We start from the raw sequence: 26,587 nt of genomic DNA, 5'->3' as shown, positions 1-26,587 counted from the left end.
GCCGGTCAGACCAGGGCGGTGGCCTCCGCGAGGGAGAGGCCACCGCCCTCGGCATAGGCGGCCTCGTACGCCGGTGCGTCGAGCGTCTCCCGGATCCGGGCCTCGGTCAGGTCGTACACCCGGCGCTCCACCCCGGAGGAGATGTGACCGGCCGGCAGGAGGGCGTCCGCCGCGGCCAGGCAGCGGGCGGCGTCGGTGGCGCGGCGGCCGTCGTCGGCGCGGGCCAGGGCCATCGCGGCGGTGGTGAGACAGACGGAGTGCAGATGCGGGGTGATGGTCTGGGAGAGCGGGTCGGCGGCGAGCCGCAGCGCCTCGCGCACCCGGGTCAGGGCCTCTTCGATGCGCTCGTCCAGGGCGTCCAGCCAGGCCTCCTGGCAGAGGATCATGGTGTCGAAGACGACGAAGTGCGAGATGGTGACCTCCTCGCGCAGCAGCCGCAGCTGTGCGCGGGCCTCCTCGGTGCGGTCGGTCAGGCCGAGCCAGCAGGCGAGGAAGAGCCGGGCGGCGGGCATCGCCTCGTTCAGGGTGCCGTCCTGGCTGGCGACGACTTCACGGAGCATCCGCTCGCCGCGTTCGGTCTCGCCCGACTCCAGGAGCACGTTGCCGAGCCGGGCGCGCAGCACGGCCACCTGGGCGCGGGCGCCGAGCCGTTCGGCATGGTCGACGGCGGCCTGGTAGTCGGCCACGGCCTCGCGGTGGGCGCCCTTGCGTTCGCGGGCCTCACCGCGGGCGGACAGGGCCTCGGTGAGGCCCCAGGTGTCGCCGAGGCGGCGGTAGATCTCCAGGGCCTCGTCGGCGTCGCGGGTGGCGTCGCCGGCCCAGGCGGTGCGGTTGGCGAGGAGGCCGGCGCGCAGTTGCAGCGCGCCGGCCAGCTCCCACTCGTAGCCCGGGGTGTTCCGGCTGGTCCGCACGGCGGCGTCCACGATGGTGCGCAGCTGGTCCGCGCCGCCGGTCAGCAGCACGGCGAAGAACCACAGCGCGCCCGGGATCCGGCAGGTCTGCGGCATGCCGGGCTCGTAGACCCGGGTGACCGCGCGCAGCCTGGCCTGCGCCTCGGGCGTCTGCCAGGCGTCGATCTCGGTGTCCATGCAGGCCAGGTGGGCCAGGTGGACGCCGCGCCGGGCCTCGGCGAGGATCTCGCCGGTGTACGGGGGCGGGGCGTCGGTGCAGCGCTGCCACACCGGTGCGGCGCGGCGGACCGGCTCGGCGAACGGGTCGGGGCCGAGCGCCATGACCTCCTTGCACCAGGTGCGGGTCTCGACGCGCTGGTCGCGCATCTGCCAGAACCAGAGCAGGGAGAGGACCAGGCAGAGCGCCTCCTGCTCGTCGCGTTCGGCGACGGCGTGCCGCAGGGCGGTGCGCAGGTTCTCGTACTCCAGCTGGATCCGGTCGATGGCGGCGCGCTGCTCGGGGCCGCGCAGCAACGGGTCGGTGGTGCGGGCGAGTTCGCGGTAGTACGTGAGATGGGCGTGCTCGGCCTCGGTACGGCGTCCGGTCTCGGTGAGCCGTTCGGCGGCGTACTCGGCGACGGTCTCCAGCAGCCGGTAGCGCATGCCGCCGTCGGCGGCGGGGGCGGCCACCACCAGGGACTTGTCGACCAGGGAGCCGAGGGCGTCCAGCGCGGCCGGCCCGCACACGGCCTCGGCGGCGGCCAGGTCGCAGCCGCCGGCGAAGACCGACAGCCGGGCGAGGACGTCCCGTTCACCGGCGTCCAGCAGGTCCCAGGACCAGTCCACGACGGCTCTGAGGGTCTGCTGGCGGGGCAGCACGGTCCGGCTGCCGGAGGTGAGCAGCCGGAACCGGTCGTCCAGCCGGTCGGCTATCTGGCGGGGTGTCAGCATGCGCAGCCGGGCCGCCGCCAGCTCGATCGCGAGCGGGAGCCCGTCCAGGCGGCGGCATATCTCGGCGCACGCCTCGGGGTCGTCCTCGGTGCGAAAGCCCGGGCGGGCCGCCGCGCCCCGGTCGGCGAGCAGCCGCAGCGCGACCGGCTCGGGCAGCGGCTCCACGGGCCGTACCAGCTCCCCCGGTACGCCGAGGGGTTCGCGGCTGGTGGCGAGGACGGTCAGCTCCGGGCAGCGGGCCAGCAGGCCCTCGGTGAGCCGGGCGGCGGCGTCCACGACGTGCTCGCAGTTGTCCAGGATGATCAGCATCCGGCGCCGGGCGCAGTGCTCCACGAGCCGTTCGAGGGGGTCGTCGTGCCGGTCGGAGACCGCGCGCATGCTGTCCACGCCGGCGCCGTGCAGCACGGTCTCGCGGGCGCCGATCGCGGTCAGCACGGCCTGCGGTACGGCGTCCGGGTCGTCCACGGGGGCCAGTTCGGCGAGCCACACCCCGTCCCGGACGGTGTGCCGTACCGCCTCGGCGGCCTCCTGGGACAGCCGGGTCTTCCCGGCGCCGCCGGGCCCGAGCAGGGTGACCAGGCGGGCCCCGCCGAGGTCGGCGCCGATGGCGCGGATGTCGGTCTCCCGGCCGACGAAGGAGGTGAGCCGGGCGGGCAGGTTGCCGGGGCGGGCCGCGGGGCGCGGGTCGGCCGGTTCCTCGCGCAGCAGCTCGGCGTGCAGGGCGCGCAGTTCGGGGCCGGGGTCGGAGCCGAGCCGGTCGGCGAGCAGACGGCGTACGTCCTCGTAGGCGGCGAGCGCCTGGGCCGGGCGGCCGGTGTCGCGCAGGGCGCACAGCCGCAGCGCCTGGAGCGGTTCGTCCAGCGGGTGGGCGTCGCACAGGGCGGTCAGCTCGGGCAGCGCCTGCTCGGCCCGGCCGAGGGCGAGGGCGGCGGCGTGCCGGGCGCGCTGGGCGTCGAGGCGGCGGGTCTCCCAGCGGGCCGCCTCGGCGGCGCGGTCGGGCAGGTCGGCGAGGGCGGGCCCGCGCCACAGGGCGAGGGCGTCGTCGAGGACGGCGGCGGCCTTGGCCGGGTCGCCGTCGGCGAGGGCGCCGAGGCCGTCGCCGGTCAGCCGCTCGAAGCGGGTGAGGTCGACGTCGTCGGGCGCGGCGGTGAGCCGGTAGCCGCCGTCGGCGGAGGCGACGGCCTCGGGGCCGAGGGCCCGGCGGAGCCGGCCGACGAGCGCCTGCAGCGCGCCGGCGGCGTCGGCGGGCGGCTCGGGGCCCCACACCTCGTCCACCAGCACGCCCGCCGGCACGGTCCGGCCGGCCCGCAGGGCGAGCACGCTCAGCAGGGCACGCAGCCGTGCCCCGCCGAGCGGGACGGTCGTGCCGTCGGGGCGGATTGCCTGGGTGGTGCCGAGCAGCGAGAAGCGCACGGGGTCCATTGTCTCCGGAGGGGTCGGCGGGGGTCACGGGGCTGCGGCGGTGTGCCGCGCCTGCCTGTCAGGGGCGTGCCGGGTCGTCGGGGTGACCCGGGTCGTCCGGGACGTCCAGGGTGACGAGGACGCCGACGGCGCGGCGGACCCGGAAGGGGACCGACCGCGGCGGCTGCTCCTCGTCCTCGAACGCGTCGAACCACTTCGGGCAGCCGTCGACGGGCTCCAGGGTATGTCCGCCGGGCACCGCCTCCAGGTCGCGCCCGGTCGCCATGAAGACCACCTCGCCGGGTGGCGCGGCGGGCGGCTCGACGGCGCGCGGGTCGTGGCGGGCCAGGAACTCCTGGTGTACCAGGTCGATGCCGCGGACCCGGCCGGTGGTCTCGCGGTCGGGGCCGCCGTGGTTCTCCACCCACGCCCCGGCGCCGTAGTACTCGCCCTGCGGATCCCGCTCGTCGACGGTGACGAGCCGCCAGCCGACCTCGTCCCCGACGTGGAACGGCGTGCCGCAGCACTCCATCTGCCAGTCCCCGTAGAACACCCTCATCCGTGCCATTCCTTCACCCTCCAGGAACCGGACGGCCACCGCGAGACGTTTTCTCCTCGCGTCAGCGGCCGGTACGGTCGCAGTCCCTGACCGACCCGGCCGTACAGGAGTCCGACATGACCACCGCCACCACCCGCCACGGCGAGCGACGGATCAGTCCCGTCTTCGTCGGCATCCTGGCCGTGACGGCGGTGACCGGCTGGGCCACCTGGACCGGGTTCGCCGCGCAGCCGGGTGTCGCGGTGTTCCTGTTCGTGACCGCGGCCTGGATCGTCTCCCTGTGCCTGCACGAGTACGCGCACGCGCGCACCGCCCTGCACAGCGGGGACATCACGGTCGGCGCGAAGGGCTACCTCACGCTGAACCCGCTGAAGTACACGCACGCGCTGCTGAGCATCGTGCTCCCGGTGCTGTTCGTGATCATGGGCGGTATCGGTCTGCCCGGCGGCGCGGTCTTCATCGAGCGGAACCGGATCCGGGGCCGCTGGCGGCACAGCCTGATCTCGGCGGCCGGCCCGCTGACGAACGTGCTGTTCGCCGCGGTGTGCACGGCCCCCTTCTGGCTGCACGCCCTGGACGGCGTGCCCGCCGACTTCCGGTTCGCGCTGGCGTTCCTGGCTCTGCTCCAGGTCACGGCGGCGATCCTGAACTTCCTGCCGGTGCCGGGCCTGGACGGCTACGGCGTGATCGAGCCCTGGCTGTCGTACAAGGTGAAGCGGCAGGTGGAGCCGTTCGCGCCGTTCGGCCTGCTGTTCGTGTTCGCGCTGCTGTGGCTGCCGTCGGTCAACGACGCGTTCTTCGACGTGATCGACGCGATCATGCGCACGCTGAACGTCGACTACTTCTCCCGGTACTGCGGCGAGACGAGCTACCGCTTCTGGCAGGACAGCCCGGAGATCTGCTCGCTCAGCTCGTGACGGACGTGTCCTGCCCGGCGGCGGCCCGGCCGCGCTTGACGTAGTACCAGGTCATGTTGGAGGACAGCCCGGCCAGCAGCACCCAGACGATCCCCAGCCAGCTGCCCTGGGCGAAGGAGACGACGGCCGCGGCCACGGCGAGGACGCAGACGGCGAGGGTGTAGAGGGCGATGCGGGGCATGGACTCGGCTCCTTGCGGGGGACACTGCTTCGCCGACCAGTGTCCCCCATCGCCCCCCGCCGCCCTCCTACGGCTCACACGTCGGTGACGCGGAGCCCGGCGTGTGCCTTGTACCGGCGGTTGACGGAGATCAGGTTCGCGACCAGGGACTCGACCTGGTGGGCGTTGCGCAGCCGGCCCGCGAAGACGCCGCGCATGCCGGGGATGCGCCCGGCCAGCGCCTGCACGGTCTCCACGTCGGCGCGGTCCTCGCCGAGCACCATCACATCGGTGTCGATCTGCTCGATCTCCGGGTCCTGGAGCAGGACGGCCGACAGGTGGTGGAAGGCGGCGGCGACCCGGGAGTCCGGCAGCAGGGCGGCGGCCTGCTCGGCGGCGCTGCCCTCCTCCGGCTTCAGGGCGTAGGCGCCCTTCTTGTCGAAGCCGAGCGGGTTGACGCAGTCGACGACGAGCTTGCCCGCCAGTTCCTCCCGCAGCGCCTTCAGGGTGTCGCCGTGGCCCTCCCACGGTACGGCGACGATCACGATGTCGCTGCGGCGCGCGGTCTCGGCGTTGTCGGCGCCCTCGATGCCGTGGCCGAGTTCGTCGGCGGCGGCCCGGGCGCGCTCGGCGGCGCGGGAGCCGATGATCACCTTCTGGCCGGCCCGGGCGAGCCGGTAGGCGAGGCCCTTGCCCTGCGGCCCGGTGCCGCCGAGCACGCCGACGACATGGCCGGAGACGTCGGGCAGGTCCCAGGGGTCCTTGGCGGGAGCCTTCTGTGCGCTGTCGGTAGAGGTCATGGCCCGACTCTACGTCCGCCGCCGGGCCGGTACCGGCTCAGGTCAGCCGGTGTACGGGCACCCGGCGGAAGGTGATCGTCTCGTAGGCGCCGAAGTCGCCCGTCTCGTACAGCAGCCCGACCGTGTGCGCATCGACGCGGACCAGGTCGGAGTAGGCGGCGGGCAGCCCGTCGGCGGTGAACGCCGTCCGCCAGGTGGTGCCGCCGTCGGCGGAGGCGCGGATCGTCATCAGGGCGCGGGCGGCGGGGTCGGCCGGGGCGGAGAAGAGCAGCAGGTCGGGATCGCGGAGCTGCAGGACGCTGGCCTCGCAGACCGGGGCGGTCAGGCCGGCCTGCGGGCGGAAGGGCTTGACGAGGGTCTTCCCGCCGTCCTTGGAGTGGGCGTCGGCGCGGTTGCCGGGGGACGGCGAGTCGTTGCGGGTGTTGAGGTAGACGCGGCCGTCGGGGAGTTCGGCGGCGGTGGTCTCGTTGACGTTGACGTAGCCGTCGGGGTTCTCGTCCAGGTAGCCGAGGTACCAGGTCTCGCCGCGGTCGTCGCTGAGCAGGCAGTGCCCGCTGTTGTACCGGGCCTCGGCGCCGGTGTCGGTGCCGGTGGGCGCCACGGTGTGGTTGGCCGGAACGAGGACGCGGCCGGAGGTCAGCTGGAGGGCGTGGCCGGCGGTGGTGGCGTACCAGCGCCAGCCGGGCTTCTTCACCTGCGCGGTGATCTCCCGGGGCCTGGACCACGTGACCCCGTCGTCGTCACTGTGCTGCACCCACACCCGCCGGCCGTCGGCGTCCTTGACCTGGCCGCGCAGGATGGCGGCCTCGGTGGCAGAGGCGGCGGCCCGTACGTGTACGAGCAGGATCCGGCCGGTGTCCAGGACGACGGGGGCGGGGTTGCCGGCGAGGTTCTTCCCGTTGTTCGCGACGACCTGGAGCGGGCCCCAGGTACGGCCGCCGTCCGTGGACCGCTTGAGCACGATGTCGATGTGCCCGTGGTCGGCGGCGGAGTCGGCCCGGCCCTCGCAGAAGGCGAGCAGCGTGCCGGACGCGGTGGCGACGATCGCGGGGATGCGGAAGCTCGCGTACCCCTGGTGGCCCGCGCGGAAGGGGACGGTCACGTCGGTCATCCCGGCACCTTCCCCACGTCGGGCGAATTCGGGGTGAACTCCGCGTCACAAGTGACCGGTTGCGGCAGGATGCGGTCGCATGGACGCCGTACGGGTCGCGTTGCTGCGGGAAGTGCTCGCCGGAACCGAGTGGCTGGGGGCCACCCGGCGCTTCGCGGGGGTGCTGCGCGGGTCGGTGGTGGCGCACGGGGGCGGGCTGCTGCTGGTGGGCACGCCGGAGTACGAACCCTGGCATCTGGCCGCGCACTTGGTGGACGAGGCAGCGTGGTCGGGCACGCCCGAGCTGGCGCCGACTCTGGTCCGACACGGGGCGCGTCCGTCCGATCCCGCGCATCTGGCGGTCGGGCCGGGCCGGATCGCGGCGGCGCGGCGCGGTGAGACCCTGCTGGTGGTGGCGCCCGGTGAACCCGCGTCGCTGCTGGAGCGGGTGCACGACGCCCGGCGGGCCGGGGTGACGGTGCTGGCGCTGGGCGCGGGCGGGGGCGAGCTGGCCGCGATGGCCCATGACACGCTGGCCGTGCCGGACGGGGCGGAGCTGGACCTGGACACCGTGCAGCACCTGGTGAGCGCGGCGGCGGGCGAGAACGGGGGCTCTTCGAGGGTCCGGCGGGGCTTCCGGGACCGGTTGGCACGGCTGACGGAGGTTCTGACGGCACCGCCACCGGCCCCGTGGTGACGTCGCCCGCCCGCCCGGGAAAAGCGGTTGCCCCCTGCCGCGTGGCCGTCGGGCATGCAGCGGTGACCCGCGCTCTCCTCCCCGACCTGTCCCCCTGGAAGGCCTCCGCGGACTTCCGGCGGCTCTGGAAGTCCGGCCTGGTCAGCAACTTCGGCAGCTTCCCGACCTTCGTCGCGTTGCCGGTCCAGCTGAAGGAGCTGACGGAGTCCACGGCGGCCGTGGGTGCGATCGGCGCGGTGGAGCTGCTGCCGCTCATCGTGTGCGGTCTCTACGGCGGCGCCCTGGCCGACGCCCTGGACTAGCGGAAGCTCATCGTGTGGGCGGAGGCCGGCCAGGGCCTGCTCAGCGCCGTCCTGCTGCTGAACGCCCTGCTCCCGCACCCTGCGGTGTGGCCGCTGTACGCGGTGGCCGCCCTCTCCTCCGCGCTGGTGTCCGTGCAGCGGCCGGCTCTCGACTCCCTGTGGCCGCGGATCGTCGCGCACGACGACATGCCGGGCGCGGCCTCGCTGAACTCGTTGCGCTGGACCGTCGGCGGGGTCGCCGGTCCGGCGGTCGCGGGCGTGGTCGTCGCCTACGCGGGCCTCGGCGGGGCCTACGCGGCCGATGTGCTGACGTTCGTGGTCCCGCTGGCGTACATGGCGCGGATCGCCCCCTCCCCCGCCGCCGAGGAGGCCGCGAAGCCGGATCTGAGGGCGATCGCGGAGGGCGCCCGGTACGCGTGGAGCCGGAAGGAGCTGCTCGGCACCTACGCCGTCGACCTCGCGGCGATGTTCCTGGCGATGCCGCTGGCCGTGCTGCCGTTCCTCGCCGACGACCTGCACGCGCCGTGGGCGCTCGGCCGTGGGGGTCCCCCCACGCCCTTAAGGCAGTGGGGGAGTACGCGGCTGCGCCGGCCGGAGCGCTGCTGGTGAGCCTGACCAGCGGCTGGACCGCGCGGGTGCACCGGCACGGGCTGATGGTGGTGCTGTCGGCCGCCGGCTGGGGCCTGGCGGTCGCGGCGGCCGGGGTCTTCGGGAACGTGTGGCTGGTGCTGCTGTTCCTCACGGTCGGCGGCGGCTTCGACATGGTCAGCGGGGTCTTCCGGTCGGCCATGTGGAACCAGACGATCCCGGACGAGCTGCGCGGCCGGCTCGCCGGGATCGAGCTGCTGTCGTACTCGGTGGGCCCGCAGCTCGGCCAGGTCCGGGCGGGTGGCTTCGCCGCCTGTGCCGGGGTCCGGGCCTCGGTCTGGTCCGGCGGTCTGGCGTGCGCGGGCGCGGTGGGGCTGCTCGCGGTGTGCCTGCCGGGCCTGATGACGTACGACGCCCGGACGAACGAGCACGCGGTGCGGATGCGCGAGCGGCGCGCCGCGGTACAGGCCTGATCAGTCCTCTTCGGTGTCCTGGCCGGCCGCCGCGTCGTGCCAGCGCGGGTCGGCCTCCCACTGGAGGTTGCGTTCGGCGGCGGTCTCCATCGCCCGCTGGGCCTCCTCGGGGGAGGCGTACGGCCCGAAGCGGTCCTTGCCCGGGCAGTCCGGGCCCTCCTCGACCTTCTTGTGCTCCAGGCAGTAGTACCACTCGCCCGGCTTGCCGGCGGTGCGCTTCTTGAACAGGGCCATGAACAGCTCCTCTCGCCACCGACATGTTCCCCCATGTCACGCTGGTTAGACTCGCTGGCATGTCTGGCCAGTCGCTGCTCGTACCAGGGGAGCTGTCTCCCACCCGTCCGGTTCCCGGAAACATCCGCCGCCCCGAGTACGTCGGCAAGCCCGCGCCGACGCCGTACACCGGGCCGGAGGTGCAGACCCCCGAGACCATCGAGGCGATGCGGACCGCGGGCCGTATCGCCGCGCGGGCGATGGCGGAGGCCGCGAAGATCATCGCGCCCGGGGTCACCACGGACCAGCTGGACAAGGTCGCCCATGACTACATGTGCGACCACGGCGCCTACCCGTCCACGCTCGGCTACCGCGGCTTCCCCAAGTCGCTGTGCACCTCGGTCAACGAGGTCATCTGCCACGGCATCCCGGACTCGACGGTCCTGCGTGACGGCGACATCGTCAACCTGGACGTGACGGCGTACATCGGCGGGGTGCACGGCGACAACAACGCCACCTACCTGGTCGGCGAGGTGGACGAGGAGTCGCGGCTGCTGGTGGAGCGCACGCGCGAGGCGCTCACCCGGGCGATCAAGGCGGTGAAGCCCGGCCGGCAGATCAATGTCATCGGCCGGGTCATCGAGTCGTACGCCAAGCGCTTCGGCTACGGCGTCGTCCGTGACTTCACCGGGCACGGCATCAACTCGTCGTTCCACTCCGGGCTGATCGTCCCGCACTACGACAGCCCGCACGCGACGACGGTGATGCAGCCGGGCATGACGTTCACGATCGAGCCGATGCTGACGCTGGGCACGCACGAGTACGACATGTGGGACGACGGCTGGACGGTCGTCACGAAGGACCGCAAGCGGACCGCGCAGTTCGAGCACACGCTGGTGGTCACGGACACCGGCGCGGAGATCCTCACCCTGCCCTGACCTCCCTGACCGCCGACGGCCCGCTCCCTGCCGGGGGCGGGCTTCCTCTTGTACGCTTTTACCGACAGGGCGTCGGCAAAGTTACCGACACAAGGTCGGCAAGGTCGTTGACTTAGGTAAGGCTTACCTTAGAGGATGTGGTCATGGACTCCTTCTCGTCCCTGATCCGTACCGCGTCGCACGAGCAGCACATGGAGGCGGAGACCTCGACGTTCATGAGCGATCTGCTCGGCGGCCGGCTCGGCGTCACGGCCTACGCCCGCTACACCGAGCAGCTGTGGTTCGTCTACGAGGCCCTGGAGAGCACGGCCGAGCGGCTGGCGACGGATCCGGTGGCCGGGCCGTTCGTCCGGCCGGAGCTGTTCCGGCTGCCCGCGCTGGAGCGGGACCTGGCGCATCTGCGGGGCCCGGACTGGCGGACGGGACTGAACGCCCTGCCCGCGACCCGCCAGTACGCCGCCCGGGTGCGGGAGTGCGCCGAGCGCTGGCCCGGCGGCTATGTCGCCCATCACTACACCCGGTATCTCGGCGACCTCTCCGGCGGCCAGATCATCCGGGACAGGGCGGAGCGGACGTGGGGCTTCGCGAAGAAGGGTGACGGCGTCCGCTTCTACGTCTTCGAGCGGATCTCCAACCCGGCCGCGTTCAAGCGGGGGTACCGGGAGCTGCTGGACGGGATCGGGGTGGACGACCTGGAGAAGCAGCGGGTCGTCTCGGAGTGCAAGCGGGCGTTCGACCTGAACACGGCGGTCTTCCGGGCGTTGGGCGACGAGTTCCCGCTGACCGCCTAGCGCTGACCGCCTAGCGCTCCAGGAACACCCGGCCGCCGACCTCCACCCAGCCGTGCGGCTGCGGCGCCGTCAGGATCTGGGAGCCCCGGCCCTGCGTGATGTTGAGGGCGCGGCCCAGCCGCTCGGTGAGGAGCAGCGCCGCCGCGCCCGTGGCCTCGTCCTCGTCGATGCCGTCGTCACGGCCAGGGAAGGCCCGGGCCCGGACACGCCCGGCCGCCTCGTCCTCCCAGGCCCAGGCGTAGACCCACTCGCCCGGCGGGGGGACGGGCAGGGCGTCGACCTCGGCCGCCGTGTCGTACCGGCGCAGGGTGCGCGGCGGGGCCCACTCCGGGCGGGCCTCGATCCAGCTGAACTCGCCGTCCAGGCGGGTCCCGACGACACCGGCGGGCGTGACCAGTTCGGGCACGTCGAGCAGCCAGGCCGTCCCCACGCAGGGGTGACCGGCGAAGGGCAGGCGCAGGGTGGGCGTGTAGATGTCGATCACACCGCGCTCGGGGTCGTCCACGAACACGGTCTCGCTGAAGCCGAGTTTGGCCGCCAGCGCCTGCCGGTCGCTCCGCTCGGGCAGCACCGAACCCTCACGGACGACACCCAGCTCGTTGCCGTAGCCGCCGTCCGGTCCGCAGAAGACGCGGAGTACGTCGTAGTCAGTCACGGGGGAATTGAAACATCGCGGCGCGGGCGAGCGCGTCCCAGGCGGGGGCGCCGCCGGCCAGGGGCCAGGAGTAGGTGCGGGCCGTCTCATGGGGCAGTGAGGAGAGAGTGTCGCCGTACGCCCGCAGCATGGTCTCCCGCTGCCGCTCGGCGCCGGGGGTGTCGGGGCGCGCGGCGAGCCGCTCCAGCCGGTCGGCCACCTCGCGGGCGGTGCGGCGCCAGTCCTCCTCCTCCGGCACCCGGGTGAGCACCGCACAAGGCGGGGTCAGCCCCTCCGCGAGCGCCGCCACGGCCCGGTCGTGCCCATCCAGGAGCAGCCAGCCGTCGAGGGCGGTGACCCACCACAGCAGAACCGGCGCCAGGGTGCCGTCACGGGCGTGCTTGCGGTAGGCCTTCACCCGGGGGTCGTTCTCGGACGAGAGCGGACGCAGGGGTACCACGCCGTGCCAGCCGCGCGCGGACCAGTCGAGACGGCAATGCGGCCACTCGCGGACGAAGTCCTCTCCGTGCCAGACGTACGGAGGGAAGGCGGAACGCGCTCCGAGAAGCCAGCGGGAGTCGTGCAACGGCCCTTCGGGGGCCTCCTCCAGCCATCGGGCACAGAGGTGGACCCAGTTGGCGGGGTCCCGCATCAGCGCCGAGCGGATCGGCGGGAGCGGTGGGCGGTAGCCGTCGTACCGGCTGATGTACACACCCTGGTTCCCCTCCTCGACCCGGCCCAGCAGTACGACGCGCTCGCCCTGCCGCAGCAGCATCCGGCCGCCGTCGGCCACCTCGAAACGGAGCGGCGGCGGTCCTGGGCGCCCGCGCACGTCGAGCACCACACCGCCCTCCCCCACCCACTCCCTGCGCGCGTTTCCCATGCCGGTCACCCTGTCACCGCCCGACGGCCGCCCGCGAAATGTTTTGAGATCTGAATCACCACCCCGGGGGGTAGAGGTGAGATAAGCCTCAGGTAAGTTAGGGCAGCCTCACCACACCAGATCCGCCAGGAGCCTGTATGCGAGCCGTCCGACTGACCGTCACCGCCGCCGTCACCACGGCGGCTCTGACCGCCCTCTCGGCCTGCACCGCGAAGAGCGACGCCAAGGACGGCGACGCCATCCAGGTCACGGCCGCCGACTCGAAGTGCGACACCTCCAGCAAGTCCGTGCCGGCCGGGCACGTCACGCTGAAGATCGAGAACAAGGGCTCGAAGGCCACCGAGGTCGAGATCCTCTTCCCGGACGACCGGATCGTCTCCGAGAAGGAGAACATCGGCCCCGGCACCAAGTACACGCTCACCGCCGAGGTGAAGGCCGGCTCGTACGAGATCGCCTGCCGGCCCGGCATGAAGGGCCACGGCGTGCGGCAGAAGCTGACCGTGACCGGCGGCGGCAGCACCGCCAAGCGTGACCCGAAGCTGGACAAGGCCGTCGCCGACTACCGCCAGTACGCCCAGGACCAGGCCGACGAGACGCTGCCGAAGGTCGAGACCTTCGTCAAGGCGGTCAAGGCCGGCGACCTGGAAGCCGCGCGGAAGGCCTACGCCCTCTCCCGCCTCGGCTGGGAGCGCACCGAGCCGGTCGCCGAGTCCTTCGGTGACATCGACCCGAAGGTCGACTTCCGCGAGGACGGCCTGGAGGACGGCCAGAAGTGGACCGGCTGGCACCGGCTGGAGAAGGCTCTCTGGCAGGACAAGAAGATCGGTGCCGAGGAGAAGACCCTCGCCGGCCAGCTGCTGACCGACCTGAAGGACTGGCAGGGCCGGGTCGGCAAGGCCGAGATCACCCCGACCTCCATGGCCAACGGCGCCAAGGAACTACTGGACGAGGTCGCCACCGGCAAGGTCACCGGCGAGGAGGAGCGCTACTCGCACACCGACCTGGTCGACTTCAAGGGCAACGTCGAGGGCGCCGAGAAGGCGTACGAGCTGCTGAAGCCGGTCGCCGCGAAGAACGACCCGGCGCTGGCCAAGGAACTGGACAAGCAGTTCACGGCGCTGAACACGCTGCTCGACAAGTACCGCTCGGACAAGGCGTCATACGACTTCGTGTCCTACGACAAGGTCACCAAGGACCAGCGCAAGGAGCTGTCGGACGCGGTGAACGCACTCGCCGAGCCGCTGTCCAAGCTGGCCGCCGCGGTCGTGAAGTAAGCAGAGGGGCAAGGGCAATGACCGAGACCCAGGGGAGCAATCCGTCGCGCCGCTCGCTGATCGGCTGGGGTGGTGCCGGGCTCGCGCTCGGCGCCGCCGCGGCCGGCGGGGCCGTGGCGATGACCAGGACCGGCAACGACATGGACCCGGCCGCCGCCGAGACGGGCGGCGCGGTGGAGTTCCACGGCGCCCACCAGGCCGGCATCGCCACGCCGGTGCAGGACCGGCTGCACTTCGCCGCGTTCGACGTGAAGACCGAGGACCGCGACGAGTTCGTCCAGATGCTGAAGGACTGGACGGCGGCGGCCCGCCGGATGACCGCGGGCAAGGCGGTCGGCGAGGGCGCGTACGGCGGGCTCGCCGAGGCCCCGCCGGACGACACCGGTGAGGCGCTCGGGCTGAAGCCGTCCCGGCTGACGCTGACGATCGGCTTCGGGCCGTCGCTGTTCGACAAGTTCGGGCTGCACGACAGGCGGCCCGAGGCCCTGGTCGACCTGCCCAAGTTCTCCGGCGACAACCTGGACAGGGCCCGCACCGGCGGCGACCTGTGCGTCCAGGCCTGCGCCGACGACCCGCAGGTCGCCGTGCACGCCATCCGCAACCTGGCCCGCATCGGCTTCGGCAAGGTCGCCATCCGCTGGTCGCAGCTGGGCTTCGGCAAGACCTCCTCGACCACCCCGGACGCGCAGACCCCGCGCAACCTCATGGGCTTCAAGGACGGCACCCGCAACATCGCGGGCACCGAGACCGACCGGCTGAAGAAGTTCGTGTGGGTCGGCGACGAGGACGTCGACGCGAAGTCCGCCTGGATGACCGGCGGGTCGTACCTGGTCGCCCGGCGCATCCGGATGAACATCGAGACCTGGGACCGTACCTCGCTGCAGGAGCAGGAGGACGTGTTCGGCCGGGACAAGCGCGAGGGCGCCCCGGTCGGCAAGGCCAAGGAACACGACAAGCCGTTCCTGAAGGCGATGAAGCCGGACGCGCACGTACGGCTCGCGCACCCCGACTCCAACGACGGGGTCACCATCCTGCGCCGCGGCTACTCCTTCACCGACGGCACCGACGGCCTCGGCCGCCTCGACGCGGGCCTGTTCTTCCTCGCCTACCAGCGGGACGTACGCAAGGGCTTCATCCCGCTGCAGCGCAGGCTGTCGGCGCAGGACGCGCTCAACGAGTACATCCAGCACGTGGGTTCGGCGGTCTTCGCCGTACCGCCGGGTGTCCGGGACTCCGGCGACTGGTGGGGCCGGGCGCTGTTCTCGAAGGAGGCGTAGCCCGTGTTCTCCAACTACCTGATCGGCCTGCGCGAGGGTCTTGAGGCGTCGCTCGTCGTCTGCATCCTGATCGCGTACCTGGTCAAGACCGGCCGCAAGGACGCCCTGAAGCCGATCTGGATCGGCATCGGCATCGCGATCGCCATCGCCATGGGCTTCGGCTGCGCCCTGGAGTTCGGCTCGCAGGAGCTGACCTTCGAGGCGCAGGAGGCGCTCGGCGGCTCCCTGTCGATCGTCGCGGTGGGCCTGGTGACCTGGATGGTGTTCTGGATGCGGCGCACCGCCCGGCATCTGCGGTCGGAGCTGCACGGCAAGCTGGCCGCGGCCCTCGCCCTCGGCACGGGCGCGCTGGTCGCCACCGCGTTCCTCGCGGTCGGCCGGGAGGGCCTGGAGACCGCGCTGTTCGTGTGGGCGTCGGTGCACGCGGCCTCCGACGGCACCCCGCGCCCGCTGGTCGGCGTCGCCCTGGGCCTGGCCACGGCGGTCTTCCTCGGCTGGCTGTTCTACCGGGGCGCCCTGAAGATCAACCTGGCGAAGTTCTTCACCTGGACCGGCGGCATGCTGGTCGTGGTCGCGGCGGGCGTGCTGGCGTACGGCTTCCACGACCTTCAGGAGGCCAACTGGATCCCGGGCCTCACCGACCTGGCCTTCGACATCAGCGACACCATCCCGCCGGACAGCTGGTACGGCACCCTGCTGAAGGGCGTGTTCAACTTCCAGCCGGACCCGACGGTCATTCAGATCACGGTGTGGGCGCTGTATCTGGTCCCGGTGCTCGGGCTGTTCCTCTCCCCGGTAGGGTTCGCCTCCGGAAAGGGGAAGGTGAAGGAGCCCGATGACCAGGGAACGCAGCCGTCGAAGGCTTCGCAGGCGTGACCGGAACGCACTCATAGCGGCCTCGCTGACCGCTTTGTCGCTCACCGCGAGCGGATGTGTGGTGGTGCACGGGGAGCGCGAGGTGCTCCCCGCCGCCACCCGCGCCGAGGCCGCCAAGGCGCTCACCGCGTTCACGGACGCGTACAACAAGGCCGACAAGGCCTACGACAGCTCTCTGGACGCGCCCTATGTCACCGGCGCCCTCGCCGACATCGACTCCGCGCGGCTGAAGGCCGGGCACGTCAACAGCCCGTCCGGGAACCCGGGCCACATTCCGCTGAAGCTGACGGACGTGAAGATCACGATCCCGGAGAAGGCCGGCTGGCCCCGCTGGTTCGTCGCGGACGCCCAGGGCAACAAGGGCGGCAACTTCCGCTGGGTGATGGTGTTCACCCGGGGCGACCTCGGCGAGCGGTGGCGGGTGAGCTATCTGACGCTCATGACCCCGGGTACCGTCCCGGAGTTCAAGAAGGACGAGGACGGCTGGGCCGAGGCCGTTCCGGCGGACACCGCGCAGCTGGCCGTCCGGCCGGACGAACTGAGCCGGACGTACGCGTCCTACCTGAAGAGCGGCGGGAAGACCTTCGCGGACGGCCGCGACACCAGCGCACTGCGCGCGGCCCGCAGGAAGGAGGCCGAGAAGCCCGGCCTCGTCCGGCAGTTCATCGACGAACCGCTCGCCCACGGCGCCTACGCGCCGCTCGCGCTGCGCACGGCGGACGGCGGGGCGCTGGTGTTCTTCGCCACCCACCACTACGAGAAGCGGACCGCCTACACCGGCGGCACCGTGCAGGTCCCGAACAAGGACGTGCAGGCCCTGATCAAGGGCGAGGTGAAGCAGTCCCTGACGATGGAGTCGATCGCCAACGAGGCCGTCCTCGACCCGGCCGGCAGCGGCCCGCTGCGGATGCTGGGGCGTGCCTGGGGCCTGACGTCCGCGCAGGGCGAGTAGGCAGCCCGCTCAGTGGTGCAGGGGCCAGGCCGCGCCCTGGTGGCCGGCCTCGGCGCCCGCGTACCGGGCGCAGGCGTCGGTGAGCGCCTCCAGCAGGGTCAGCGGGTCGGGCAGCGGATGCTCGGGGCCGCGCGCCCAGCGCACCCGCTGGTCGTCGTCGCCGGGCAGCCGGGCGGGCGGTACGAGGACGTAGGAGCCCCGGCAGTGCCAGCGCAGGCCGGGGTGCTCGTCCATGGTCTCGGGGTGGCAGTCCAGCGCGCACGGCCACCACTCGTCCTCGTCCTCGGGGGTGCCCCGGGTGAGGGTGAAGAACAGCATGCGGCCGTCGTCGCTCTCGGCGACCGGGCCGACCTCCACACCGGAGCCGAGCAGCCGGTCCAGGGCCTCGCGGCCGGCCTCCAGGGGCACGTCCAGGACGTCGTGGACCATGCCGGTGGCGGTGATGAAGTTCGCCTGCGGCTGGTGCCGGGCCCAGCGCTCGACCTGGGCACGGTCGGTGGTGGACTGCGTCTGCCAGGCGAACGACACCGGGTGCCGGGCCGGGGTCGGGCAGCCCACGCGGTCGCAGGAGCAGCGGTAGCCGTCGGCGGGGTGCGCGGCGGGGGCGAGCGGCAGGCCCGCGCCGGCGGCGGCGAGCAGCAGGGCCTCACGGCCGCCGTCGTCGGCGGCCTCCTTCGGGCGGCGTCCGCGCAGCCACTGGGAGAGTTTGCCCTGCCGGCCGGTCCGGCCGCCGAACGTCGCGCTCATCTATCGCCTCGGTCTCGCCTCGCTGGTGTGCGCACAGCATGCCTTATCGTCCCATCTTCTGTTGCTTCGGGGGGCGCCGAAGGCGGAAGGCCGGCCGTCACCGCGGTGCGAGTCCGTACAGGGCGTAGTCGACGAGGGTGTCCGTGTAGGCGTACGAGATCGGCGCCGTGCGTTGCAGCCAGCGTTGCGCGAGGGGCGAGACGAACAGCTCCAGCGCGATCCGGGGGTCCACGTCGGCCCGTACGTCCCCGGTGTCCTGGGCCGAGCGCAGGCGGGCGACGTACAGCTGGAGCTGCGGTTCCAGGAGCTTGGTCACGAACTCGCGGCCGACCTGCTCGTTGACCACGCCCTCCGCGGTCAGCGCCCGCGCCGGCGCCTCGAAGCGCGGGTCGCACAGCTCGTCCACCGTGGCCCGCAGCACCGCCTTGAGGTCGGCGGCCAGGTCACCGGTGTCCGGGATGGTGTACGGCTCCTGGCCCGCCGCCTGCGCCGTCTGCCCGGCGAGGTCCAGGAACGCCTCCAGCAGGACGTCCGCCTTGGACGACCACCAGCGGTAGATGGTCTGCTTGCCGACGCCGGCCCGGGCGGCGATGGCCTCGACGGTGGTCTTCGGGTAGCCGACCTCGGCCACCAGGGCGAGGGCGGCGGCGTAGATCGCCCGGCGGGACTTCTCGCTGCGGCGGGTGGCATCGGGGGCGGGCTTGTCGACCATGGGGACGAAAGTAACAAGCCACGGCGGCGGGCTACGACACGGAGTCGTACGGCGGCCAGGGGTCGCCCCAGTCGGCGTCCCGGGCCGCCTTGTACAGGTCGCCGTGGCGCTTGCTGACCGTCGTGCGGCGCAGCTGCTCCTCGGCCTCGCACAGGTCGAGGAGCACCTGGCCCTTGCGGATCTGCGGGCGCCGGACCACACGGGCGGGGGCCGGCTCGGCGGGCAGCCGGGTGGCGGCGACGTAGGCGAACTTCTCGTCCTCGTACGCCAGCGAGCCGCCCTTGACCTGGCGGTGCAGGGAGGAGCGGCCGACCCGGGCGGAGAAGTGGCACCAGTCCGTGCCGGGCACGATGGGGCAGGCGGCGCTGTGCGGGCAGGGCGCGGCGATCCGGAAGCCGGCCCGGATCAGCCGGTCGCGGGCCTCGATGACGCGGTCGTAGCCGGCCGGGGTGCCGGCCTCGACGATCACGACGGCCCGCGCGGCGCCGCCGGCGGCGTCGACGAGGGCGGCGCGGTCGGCCTCGGCGAGTTCGTTGAGGACGTACGACACGGTGACCAGGTCGGTGGCGTCCAGGGTGAGGTCCGCGCCGATGCGGGCGCGCTGCCAGCGGGCGTCCTTCAGGGCCGGGTTGGCGGCGGCGATCTCCCGGCCGAGGGCGAGGGCGGGCTCGGCCCAGTCCAGCACGGTGACGCCGCGCTCGCCGGGCCAGGTCGCCGTGACGGCCCAGGTGGCGGCGCCGGTGCCGCCGCCGATGTCCACATGGCTGCCGGGTGTCCAGCCGGGCAGGGCGTCGGCGAACGCGGCGAGGGCGGAGCGGACCGCCTCGAAGGTGGCCGGCATCCGGTAGGCGGCGTAGGCGGCGACGTCGGCGCGGTCGCGGAGGATCGGCGCGTGGGTGGGGGTGTCACCGCGATAGTTGGCGATCAGCCGGTCCACCGCGGCGGACACCTCCGTGGGGGGCAGGCCGTCGAGGAGGTCGGCCAGGGCCGTGCGGAGGCCTGCGGCCGGGGAGGCGGGGTCGTTCACCTGGCGATTCTAAGGCGCCCCGCGCTGGTGCCGGGCCCGCTGGGGGGCGGGCCCGGGTCACCGGGTGCGCCTCAGATCACCGCCCTCGCCAGGCACGTCGCCAGTTTCGCCCTCGGGCCGCTGTCCGGTGGGCGGCGTCTCGGGTGGACCGTGTTGGCCAGCAGGACGAGGAACGTGTCCGTCGCCGGGTCCAGGATCAGGGACGTGCCGGTGAAGCCGGTGTGGCCCGCCGCGCCGCGGCCCGCCAGCTCGCCCATGAACCACGGCTGGTCCAGGGCGAAGCCCAGCCCGGGCGGGGTGAACAGCAGCTCCACGAAGTCGGGGCCGAGGATCCGCGCGGGGCCGTAGGAGCCGCCCGCGAGCAGGGTGCGGCAGAAGACGGCCAGGTCGGGCGCGGTCGAGAAGAGGCCCGCGTGTCCGGCGACCCCGCCGAGCGCCCAGGCGTTCTCGTCGTGGACCACGCCCCGCAGCATGCCCCGGTCGGCCTTGGCCCACGGCCGGCGCTGGTCCTCGGTGGCCGCTGCGCCGGGGCAGGGTCCGAAGCCGGTGGCGGTCATGCCGAGCGGCCGGGTGATGCCGTCCCGGACGAGGACGTCGAGGGTGCGGCCGGTGATGCGCTCCAGCACGTACTGGAGCAGGAGCATGTTGAGGTCCGAGTACCCGTACCGGCCCGGTTCGGTGGCCGGTGCCTCGGCGCGCAGCAGGTCCAGCCGGCTCGCGTCGTCCGGGCAGTCGTACAGCGGGAGTTCGGGGCGCAGCCCGGAGGTGTGGGTGAGCAGCTGCCGTACCGTGATGCCGTGCACGGCGGCGGCGTGGAAGTCGGGCAGGTAGTCGCCGACGCGGGCGTCGATGCCGAGGGTGCCGCGTTCGATCTGCTGCACGGCGGCGACGGACGTGAACAGCTTGGTGAGGGACGCCAGGTCGAAGGTGGTGCCGACGGTGACCGGGACCCGGGCGGCGGGCGGCAGTTCGACGCCGGTGTCCGTCTCGGGGTCGTAGGAGGCGTAGCGCACCGCCCAGCCGGCGGCCTCGGCCACGGCGATCACGGGCCCGCGGCCGGCCAGCACGACGACGCCGGCCGCCCAGGGGCGCTCGCCGGCGGTGAGGGCGTGCGCCTCGGCGACCAGGTGCCCCAGCTCGACGGTGTCGAACCCGGCCCGCTCCGGTGTGCCGGCGCGCAGTCTCGGTGCGCTCAGCTCTCGTCTCCCTCCGACCCGGCACGGGTGATCTCCCGTGCCGTCCAGGGACGGCACATTCCCACGAAGCAGGCCGCCGCGACCAGTGCCCCGGTCAGCTGGACGACCGCCATGGGTACGGCGGTGTGCTCTCCGGCGACGCCGACGAGCGGGGAGGCGACCGCGCCGACGAGGAAGGAGGAGGTGCCGAGCAGCGCGGAGGCGGAACCGGCGGCGTGCCGGGTGCGCAGCAGGGCGAGGGACTGGGCGTTGGGCAGGATGAGGCCCATCGCGGACATCAGGACGAAGAGGGCGGCGGCGACGGGGGCGAGGCCGGTGTCGCCGAGGGCACCCGTGGCCATCAGCAGCAGGGCGGTCGCGGCGAGCACGGTCACGGTGAGACCGGTGGCGAGCACCTTGTCCAGGCTGACCCGGCCGACCAGCAGCTTGCCGTTGATCTGGCCGGCGGCGACCAGGCCGATGGAGTTGAGGCCGAACAGCAGGCTGAAGGTCTGCGGGGAGGCGCCGTAGATCTCCTGGATGACGAAGGGCGAGGCACTGACGTAGGCGAACAGCGCGGCGAAGGCGAAGCCGCCGGCGAGCATGTAGCCGGTGAAGGCCCGGTCGGCGAGGAGGCCGCGCATCGCGCGCAGGGCCTCCCCCACTCCCCCTTGGTGGCGCGCGGCGGGCGGCAGGGTCTCCGGCAGCCGGGCCCAGACCAGGGCGCCGAGCACCGCGCCGACCAGGGTGAGCACCACGAACACGCCCCGCCAGTCGGTCACCCGGAGGATCTGCCCGCCGATGAGCGGGGCCACGATGGGGGCGGCCCCGGAGATCAGCATCAGGGTGGAGAAGAAGCGGGCCATGGCGACGCCGTCGTAGAGGTCGCGTACGACGGCCCGGGCGATGACCACCCCGGCCGCGCCGGCGAGGCCCTGCACCAGCCGGAACGCGATCAGCGTCTCGACGGTGGGCGCGAGGGCGCACAGGGCGGTGGCGGCCAGGTAGCCGGCGAGCCCGGTGAGCAGCGGGCGGCGCCGGCCCCAGCGGTCGCTCATGGGGCCCACGACCAGCTGGCCGAGGGCGAGCCCGGCCATGCAGGCGGTGAGGGTGAGCTGGACGGTGACCGCGGGCGCGTGCAGGGAGCGGGTGACCTGCGGCAGGGACGGCAGGTACATGTCCATGGCGAGCGGGGTGGTCGCGGTGAGGGCGCCGAGGAGGACGGTGAGGAGGGCGCCGGCGCGGCCCGGGGCGTGGGTGGGTGACGGTGCGGGGGTGGGCTGATGGTCCTGTTCCGGTGTCGATGCCGCCGTGTGCTCCGGCATGTGCCCTCCCTCTCCCCGCTGTGCCGGCCCCCATGGTCTCAGTTCGCACACAGTGCCGAGGCACAGATGAGCGAGAGAAGATCGACACCCGGGGGCGGTAACCGTATGGCGGACAGCTGATTCCGCATGGCGGACTTCGCACCTAGGCTGCGTTGCCATGACTGACAGGGAATCGAAGATCGCGGTGGTGACCGGGGCGGGCTCCGGCATCGGGCGGGCCGTCGCCGTGGAGCTGCTGCGCGCCGGCTGGTCCGTGGCGCTGGCCGGCCGGCGCGCCGAGCCGCTGGCGGAGACGGCGGCACTGGTACCGGAGGCGGCCTCGCTCGCCGTGCGCACGGACGTGTCCCGGCCCGAGGACGTGGCGGCGCTGTTCGCGGCGACCGTGGAGCGGTTCGGCCGGGTGGACCTGCTGTTCAACAACGCGGGGACCTTCGGGCCCGGCGGGGTCCCGGTCGAGGAGCTGCCGTACGACGCGTGGCGGCACGTGGTGGACACCAACCTCAACGGGGCGTTCCTGTGCGCCCAGGCGGCCTACCGGCAGATGAAGGAGCAGGGCCCGCAGGGCGGCCGGATCATCAACAACGGCTCCATCTCGGCCCACGCGCCCCGCCCCCACTCGGTCGCCTACACCGCGACCAAGCACGCGCTGACCGGCCTGACCAAGTCGCTGTCCCTGGACGGGCGGCCGTACCGCATCGCCGTCGGGCAGCTCGACATCGGCAACGCGGCGACCGACATGACGGCCCGGATGCAGACGGGCGCGCTCCAGGCGAACGGGGAGGTAGCCCCGGAACCGGTGATGGACGTGGCCGATGTGGCGCGCACGGTACGGCACATGGCGGAGCTGCCGCTGGAGGCGAACGTGCAGTTCGCGACGGTGCTGGCGACGACGATGCCGTACATCGGCCGGGGCTGACCGGGACCCCGCCCACCCGCACAAACGGAATTACAACGTCCGCGGTATTGCGGCCCGTCGCGGACGTATGCTCAACTTTCCTCCACGAGAGCTTCACAGTTGGAGCACGGAAATTCCGTAGCCACTCCGAGGGGGGAGCGGCGGCCGTTCCACCGGACCGGAGTCGGGGGTCGCCCCGGCGGCGGACCGCGGGGTGCACACCGGTCGGTGGAACGGCCGCCGCATGACGTCGTCGGGCACGGGCCCCCGCGTCCCGCCGCTCAGCGCCGGTGGCCGCGGCCGGAATCCGGCTCGTCGCCCTCGGGCAGGGCCATCGCGCGCGCCCGGCGCCGGCGCAGGGCCCAGCCCCCCGCCCCCAGCAGCGCGAGCGCCCCGGCGGCGCCCCCCAGGGCCTGCCACGCCGAGCCGCCTGCGGACGACACCGAGCCGGGCGCGCCGGCCGCCGCCCGCACGGGCTTCCGCGCGGGCGCCGGGCTCGCGCTCGCCCCGCCCTCGCTGAGCGGCGCGACCAGCGTGCCGACGGCCTGGGCCGAACGCCCGTGCGTGAAGCCCCAGTCGAGCAGGGCGGCGGTCTCCTCGTAGACGGCGTTGCCGCCGGACTCGGGGTGCATCACGGTGACCAGCAGGGTGCGCCCGCCGCGGGTGGCCGCGCCGGTGAAGGTGTTGCCGGCGTGGCTGGTGTAGCCGTTCTTGACACCGATGAGGCCGTCGTACGTCTTCAGGCCCCACGCCCCGGTGAGCAGGCGGTCGGTGTTCTGGATCTGGAAGGTCTTCTTGCCGCCCGCCGGGAAGTCGGCGGTCCTGGTGCCGCAGTAGCCGCGGAAGTCGGCGTCCTTCAGACCGTGGCGGGCGAAGAGCGTGAGGTCGTACGCCGAGGAGAGCTGCCCCTTGTGGTCGAAGCCGTCGGGGCTGACCACATGGGTGTCCAGGGCCTGCAGATCCGCGGCCTTGGCCTGCATCTCGGCGACGGTCCGGGCGATGCCGCCGTTCAGATGGGACAGCACGTGCACGGCGTCGTTGCCGGAGCGCAGGAACACGCCCTGCCACAACTGCTCGACGGTGTAGGTGATGCCGGGCTTGATGCCGACCAGGCTGGAGCCGGCCGGGACGTCGGCGAGGTCGGCGTCGGTGACCCGGTAGCGCCGGGTGCGGTCGAACTTCTTCAGCACGGTGTCCGCGAACAGCATCTTCAGCGTGGACGCGGGCGCCAGCCGCCGGTGCGCGCCGAACGAGGCGAGCACCTCACCGCTCACGCAGTCGGCGACCAGCCAGGAGCGGGCGGTGAGCTTCTTCGGCAGTCCGGAGGCGCCGCGTATCTGGACACCGGTACGGGCCAGCCGCTCGCCGCCGATGACCGTGGTCGCGGCGGCCTCGCTGGCCGTGGTCAGGGGAAGGGCGGCGGCCGTCAGCCCGAGGACGGCACGCCGGCTGAGCCGGGAACTTTCGCGCACCCGGGGACCGTACACCGCGTCGAGCAGGGGATTCGCTCCCGGAGGGCCGATACGGCGTGGAATGTGCCGCGGTATGAGAATCCCATGAGTTACCCCCGTTTCTCAGCCCTCGCACATCCTTTGCCCAGGGCTGCACAAAGGTTCCTCCCTAGCTTGTGGCCGCGCCCACAGCGGGCGCCCAGAACCACCGAGGAACGGGATGTTTGGCAGGCGAGGGCGCCCTGGGCGAGGGTCCGGCCGCCGCTGGCGAGGATCGAGCGGAGCGCGTCGATCCGGGTCGGCCAGCGCGGATCAGCGCCGGATCCGTCGCTCTCGTACCCCGGGAGCCAGGTCCGACAGCGCCAGGAGTTCGGGGGCGTCCTGCATCACGTTGAGGGTGTGCTGTACGGCCGTGCAGTGCGGGCCCTCGGCGAAGACGGCGGCCCGCGCGGGGTCGTCGGTGCTCCAGCCGTAGGCGCGGACGCGCCCCTCCCGGACGAACTCCTCGCACCGCTCGCGGAGTTCGGCGGCCCGTGCCGGGTCGGCGTCGGACAGGTGGAGCTGGTACAGGTCGACGTGGTCGGTGCCGAGCCGGCGCAGGGAGGCGGTCAGGGCCCGGCGGGCGTACCGCGGGGTGTCGTCGGTGCCGGTGAGGGTGCGGGTGTCCGGGTCGAAGACGTTGCCCCACTTGGTGGCGAGGACGACGTCGTCCCGCCGCCTGCCCAGGGCCCGACCGAGGATCTCCTCGCCGGCCCGGTCCCTCCCCCCCGGTGCGGCTCGGTCAGGCCTGCCCGGTCTCGAAACGCGAGATCTGTCCGTCGTCGTCGACGGTGAACGACCACCTGGTCTGCATCTCGCCCCAGGCGTCGTTGCGGTAGCGGGCGAGCAGGGTGCGCCCGCCGTTCGACTCCCGGTCGACGTCCATGTGCCCGTGGGACTCGAAGATCTCCCGGTCGATCCAGTCGGCGAGGTCCCGGTCGGCGCCGTCGTCGGACATGGTCGCGCCGGGTGCCAGCAGGGCCAGGAAGCCTTCGCGGTCGTGCGCGTTGACGGCGTGGACGAAGGCCCGGACGGCCGGGTCGCTGAGCTTGGCTGGCTGAATCGTCATGCCGCCAGGCTCACACCGCTCCCCCGGGCCCGCCACCCGAACGGCAGCCAGGACGGGCCGGACGGGTCCGGAGGTGCGAGGGTGGGTCCGCGGGAGGGGACCTGTCCGACTGTCTGCCGGGGAGTCACCGTGAGCTGTTACGACCGACGTGATCTGGGCCTGCTGCTGCTCCGGCTGGGCGCCGGCGGGGTGCTGGTGGCACACGGCACGCAGAAGCTGTTCGGCTGGTTCGGCGGGCACGGCCTGGAGGGCACCGGGCAGTTCATGGAGTCCGTCGGCTACGCGCCCGGCAAGGCGAGCGCGACGGCGGCGGGCCTGGCGGAGACGGGCGGCGGCACGCTGCTGGCGCTGGGCCTCGCGACCCCGGCGGCGGGCGCGGCGGCGGCCGGCGCGATGGCGGGGGCGGCGGCCGTCCATCTGCCCAACGGCTTCTTCGCCCAGGAGGGCGGTTACGAGTACGCGGCGACCCTGGGCCTGGCCGCGGCCGGCCTCGCCGTGTCCGGGCCGGGCCGTCTCTCCCTCGACCATGCCCTCGGGCACGTCTTCGACCGCGGCTGGATGGTCCCGGTCGCCCTCGGCGCGACGGCGGCGGGCACGGCCCTGGTGGTGGGGGCACGGAACCAGCGGATGCGGCGGAAGGCGGAGGGCGAGCAGGAGGCGCTCTTCGAGGAGTGAGCTGACCTGAAACCATCGCCCTTCAGAGACCCAGCACTCCGGTCCGTACGGCCGCTCCGGGCGGCCGCACCAGGTCGATCTGCAACTGCGAGGCGGCCAGGGCGAGTTCGGTCCGGTTCGAGCAGTCGAATTTCAGCAGCAGATTCGACACGTGCCGTTTGACGCCGTGAATGGATATCCCCAGGCATCGGGCGATCTGCTGATTGCTCTGGGCCTGGGCGAGCAGCCGGAGGACTTCCCGCTCCCGCTCGGTCACGCGATGCAGGAGACGCATGGCACGGTCGCCGGCAGGGGCCAGATCCACCGGGCGGTGCATACCCTCGGTGAATCCCAGAAAAACCCTCTGCAGCATGCTGAGTGTGATGCGGTGTTGGGGCAGCCAGTGCGCGATCCGCCGGTCCACCTGCCCGAAATCCTCGGAAGTCTTGCCCGCCGGAAGCGTCAGCACAAGAAGTGATCCGCAGCGGTCTGCCAGTTCGCCGACCTGTGTGGTATATCGTTCCACAGGAAGTACGCAAACGTCGAAGGAATGCTCCCGCAGCCGCTTTTCCGCCGCCGAGACATCCAGGCAGACTTCGTATTGGGATACGCTGCCGACGAGATCGAGAAGGGCCGTCAGGCCGTAGAGGGAAACTTCGTCGCTGACCACCCACAGAACGCGAAGAAACATCGGCTTCTGCATAGTCTGCCCCCGCTCCGCCTTGCGGCCGATACGCTTCGTGCCCGTTCGCAGCGACGTCATCAAGGGAATCACGGCACAACACTTGTTCGCACCATGTTTGGGCCATGATCACCAAGACTGTCTT

26 protein-coding genes and 2 pseudogenes are annotated in these 26,587 nt (G+C 72.9%); 11 read left to right on the top strand and 17 right to left on the bottom strand.

The features are described 5' to 3' along the window. Positions 1-5: 5 nt before the first annotated feature. Positions 6-3,263, bottom strand: a complete 3,258-nt coding sequence (locus ABZ937_RS30805; RefSeq protein ID WP_361696612.1) for a BTAD domain-containing putative transcriptional regulator — start codon at positions 3,261-3,263, stop codon at positions 6-8. Positions 3,264-3,321: 58 nt separating this feature from the next. Then, a complete protein-coding gene (locus ABZ937_RS30800) occupies positions 3,322-3,801 on the bottom strand; it encodes a DUF6578 domain-containing protein (RefSeq protein ID WP_361696611.1) in 480 nt (159 codons plus the stop codon). 116 nt (positions 3,802-3,917) lie between these two features. On the opposite strand from ABZ937_RS30800, the gene ABZ937_RS30795 reads away from it, so the two are divergent. Then, positions 3,918-4,718, top strand: coding sequence for a site-2 protease family protein (locus ABZ937_RS30795; RefSeq protein WP_361696610.1), 801 nt, complete (start codon positions 3,918-3,920; stop codon positions 4,716-4,718). Here the strand turns inward: ABZ937_RS30795 and ABZ937_RS30790 are convergent. The 3 genes from ABZ937_RS30790 to ABZ937_RS30780 form a co-directional block, all read right to left on the bottom strand. Further along, positions 4,708-4,899 (bottom strand): hypothetical protein, encoded by a 192-nt coding sequence (locus tag ABZ937_RS30790; protein WP_361696609.1) that lies wholly within the window; start codon positions 4,897-4,899, stop codon positions 4,708-4,710. The genes ABZ937_RS30795 and ABZ937_RS30790 overlap by 11 nt on opposite strands. A 74-nt stretch (positions 4,900-4,973) precedes the next feature. Then, positions 4,974-5,678 carry an NADPH-dependent F420 reductase gene (npdG, locus tag ABZ937_RS30785; RefSeq protein ID WP_361696607.1) on the bottom strand — a complete coding sequence of 235 codons (705 nt, stop codon included), beginning with the start codon at positions 5,676-5,678 and terminating at the stop codon, positions 4,974-4,976. Between the two features lie 37 nt (positions 5,679-5,715). Next, on the bottom strand, positions 5,716-6,789 hold the full coding sequence (locus ABZ937_RS30780; protein ID WP_361696606.1) for a sialidase family protein: 1,074 nt from the start codon (positions 6,787-6,789) through the stop codon (positions 5,716-5,718). A 79-nt stretch (positions 6,790-6,868) separates the two neighbouring features. On the opposite strand from ABZ937_RS30780, the gene ABZ937_RS30775 reads away from it, so the two are divergent. Continuing rightward, positions 6,869-7,465, top strand: a complete 597-nt coding sequence (locus ABZ937_RS30775; RefSeq protein WP_361696605.1) for a hypothetical protein — start codon at positions 6,869-6,871, stop codon at positions 7,463-7,465. A gap of 62 nt (positions 7,466-7,527) precedes the next feature. Then, positions 7,528-8,828, top strand: a pseudogene (locus ABZ937_RS30770) (MFS transporter). On the opposite strand, the gene ABZ937_RS30765 reads toward ABZ937_RS30770, so the two are convergent. Next, positions 8,829-9,062 carry a hypothetical protein gene (locus tag ABZ937_RS30765; protein WP_361696604.1) on the bottom strand — a complete coding sequence of 78 codons (234 nt, stop codon included), beginning with the start codon at positions 9,060-9,062 and terminating at the stop codon, positions 8,829-8,831. Between the two features lie 59 nt (positions 9,063-9,121). On the opposite strand from ABZ937_RS30765, the gene map reads away from it, so the two are divergent. Further along, positions 9,122-9,979, top strand: a complete 858-nt coding sequence (gene map, locus ABZ937_RS30760) for a type I methionyl aminopeptidase (RefSeq protein ID WP_361696603.1) — start codon at positions 9,122-9,124, stop codon at positions 9,977-9,979. A 143-nt stretch (positions 9,980-10,122) separates the two neighbouring features. After that, positions 10,123-10,770 carry a biliverdin-producing heme oxygenase gene (locus ABZ937_RS30755; RefSeq protein WP_361696602.1) on the top strand — a complete coding sequence of 216 codons (648 nt, stop codon included), beginning with the start codon at positions 10,123-10,125 and terminating at the stop codon, positions 10,768-10,770. 10 nt (positions 10,771-10,780) lie between these two features. On the opposite strand, the gene ABZ937_RS30750 is transcribed toward ABZ937_RS30755, so the two are convergent. Further along, entirely contained in the window at positions 10,781-11,425 is a 645-nt protein-coding gene (locus ABZ937_RS30750) for a PhzF family phenazine biosynthesis protein (RefSeq protein WP_361696601.1), read from the bottom strand. Continuing rightward, entirely contained in the window at positions 11,418-12,287 is an 870-nt protein-coding gene (locus ABZ937_RS30745; RefSeq protein WP_361696600.1) for a hypothetical protein, read from the bottom strand. Before ABZ937_RS30745 ends, ABZ937_RS30750 begins: the two co-directional genes overlap by 8 nt. 137 nt (positions 12,288-12,424) lie before the next feature. Between ABZ937_RS30745 and efeO the strand changes: the two genes are divergently transcribed. Genes efeO through ABZ937_RS30725 form a run of 4 tightly spaced genes read left to right on the top strand, consistent with a single transcriptional unit; the run spans position 12,425 to position 16,666 of the window. Then, positions 12,425-13,561 carry an iron uptake system protein EfeO gene (gene efeO / locus ABZ937_RS30740; RefSeq protein WP_361696599.1) on the top strand — a complete coding sequence of 379 codons (1,137 nt, stop codon included), beginning with the start codon at positions 12,425-12,427 and terminating at the stop codon, positions 13,559-13,561. Positions 13,562-13,578: 17 nt separating this feature from the next. Next, positions 13,579-14,838 carry an iron uptake transporter deferrochelatase/peroxidase subunit gene (efeB, locus tag ABZ937_RS30735; protein WP_361696598.1) on the top strand — a complete coding sequence of 420 codons (1,260 nt, stop codon included), beginning with the start codon at positions 13,579-13,581 and terminating at the stop codon, positions 14,836-14,838. Positions 14,839-14,841: 3 nt separating this feature from the next. Next, entirely contained in the window at positions 14,842-15,714 is an 873-nt protein-coding gene (efeU, locus tag ABZ937_RS30730) for an iron uptake transporter permease EfeU (protein WP_361696597.1), read from the top strand. Further along, positions 15,674-16,666 (top strand): hypothetical protein, encoded by a 993-nt coding sequence (locus tag ABZ937_RS30725; protein WP_361696596.1) that lies wholly within the window; start codon positions 15,674-15,676, stop codon positions 16,664-16,666. Before efeU ends, ABZ937_RS30725 begins: the two co-directional genes overlap by 41 nt. A 9-nt stretch (positions 16,667-16,675) precedes the next feature. Here ABZ937_RS30725 and ABZ937_RS30720 read toward each other — a convergent pair whose 3' ends face one another. From ABZ937_RS30720 to ABZ937_RS30700, 5 genes are all read right to left on the bottom strand, one after another. Beyond that, positions 16,676-17,413, bottom strand: a complete 738-nt coding sequence (locus ABZ937_RS30720; RefSeq protein ID WP_361696595.1) for a bifunctional DNA primase/polymerase — start codon at positions 17,411-17,413, stop codon at positions 16,676-16,678. 97 nt (positions 17,414-17,510) lie between these two features. Further along, positions 17,511-18,125 (bottom strand): TetR/AcrR family transcriptional regulator, encoded by a 615-nt coding sequence (locus ABZ937_RS30715; RefSeq protein ID WP_361696594.1) that lies wholly within the window; start codon positions 18,123-18,125, stop codon positions 17,511-17,513. A gap of 31 nt (positions 18,126-18,156) precedes the next feature. Then, positions 18,157-19,152, bottom strand: coding sequence for a small ribosomal subunit Rsm22 family protein (locus ABZ937_RS30710; protein ID WP_361696593.1), 996 nt, complete (start codon positions 19,150-19,152; stop codon positions 18,157-18,159). A gap of 71 nt (positions 19,153-19,223) precedes the next feature. Then, the gene (locus ABZ937_RS30705; protein ID WP_361696592.1) at positions 19,224-20,405 is read right to left on the bottom strand and encodes a serine hydrolase domain-containing protein; all 1,182 of its coding nucleotides are present in this window, start codon (positions 20,403-20,405) and stop codon (positions 19,224-19,226) included. After that, positions 20,345-21,652 carry a multidrug effflux MFS transporter gene (locus ABZ937_RS30700; protein WP_361696591.1) on the bottom strand — a complete coding sequence of 436 codons (1,308 nt, stop codon included), beginning with the start codon at positions 21,650-21,652 and terminating at the stop codon, positions 20,345-20,347. Before ABZ937_RS30700 ends, ABZ937_RS30705 begins: the two co-directional genes overlap by 61 nt. Positions 21,653-21,809: 157 nt before the next feature. On the opposite strand from ABZ937_RS30700, the gene ABZ937_RS30695 reads away from it, so the two are divergent. After that, the gene (locus ABZ937_RS30695; protein ID WP_361696590.1) at positions 21,810-22,568 is read left to right on the top strand and encodes an SDR family oxidoreductase; all 759 of its coding nucleotides are present in this window, start codon (positions 21,810-21,812) and stop codon (positions 22,566-22,568) included. Positions 22,569-22,828: 260 nt separating this feature from the next. Here ABZ937_RS30695 and ABZ937_RS30690 read toward each other — a convergent pair whose 3' ends face one another. From ABZ937_RS30690 to ABZ937_RS30680, 3 genes and pseudogenes are all read right to left on the bottom strand, one after another. Then, the gene (locus ABZ937_RS30690) at positions 22,829-24,019 is read right to left on the bottom strand and encodes a D-alanyl-D-alanine carboxypeptidase (RefSeq protein ID WP_361696589.1); all 1,191 of its coding nucleotides are present in this window, start codon (positions 24,017-24,019) and stop codon (positions 22,829-22,831) included. A gap of 191 nt (positions 24,020-24,210) precedes the next feature. Further along, positions 24,211-24,745 (bottom strand): annotated as a pseudogene (locus ABZ937_RS30685) (aldo/keto reductase); the annotation flags it as partial. 34 nt (positions 24,746-24,779) lie between these two features. Beyond that, positions 24,780-25,106: a nuclear transport factor 2 family protein gene (locus ABZ937_RS30680; protein WP_361696588.1), complete on the bottom strand. Its 327-nt coding sequence runs from the start codon at positions 25,104-25,106 to the stop codon at positions 24,780-24,782. Between the two features lie 129 nt (positions 25,107-25,235). On the opposite strand from ABZ937_RS30680, the gene ABZ937_RS30675 reads away from it, so the two are divergent. Next, positions 25,236-25,781 carry a DoxX family protein gene (locus tag ABZ937_RS30675; protein ID WP_361696587.1) on the top strand — a complete coding sequence of 182 codons (546 nt, stop codon included), beginning with the start codon at positions 25,236-25,238 and terminating at the stop codon, positions 25,779-25,781. 22 nt (positions 25,782-25,803) lie between these two features. Here the strand turns inward: ABZ937_RS30675 and ABZ937_RS30670 are convergent, their stop codons facing one another. Next, on the bottom strand, positions 25,804-26,535 hold the full coding sequence (locus ABZ937_RS30670; RefSeq protein WP_361696586.1) for a LuxR C-terminal-related transcriptional regulator: 732 nt from the start codon (positions 26,533-26,535) through the stop codon (positions 25,804-25,806). Positions 26,536-26,587: the final 52 nt, after the last annotated feature.

Origin of the sequence: Streptomyces sp. NPDC046727 (assembly GCF_040645635.1) — a bacterium.
Classification (GTDB): domain Bacteria; phylum Actinomycetota; class Actinomycetes; order Streptomycetales; family Streptomycetaceae; genus Streptomyces.
This window is presented reverse-complemented; position numbering and strand designations above follow the sequence as displayed.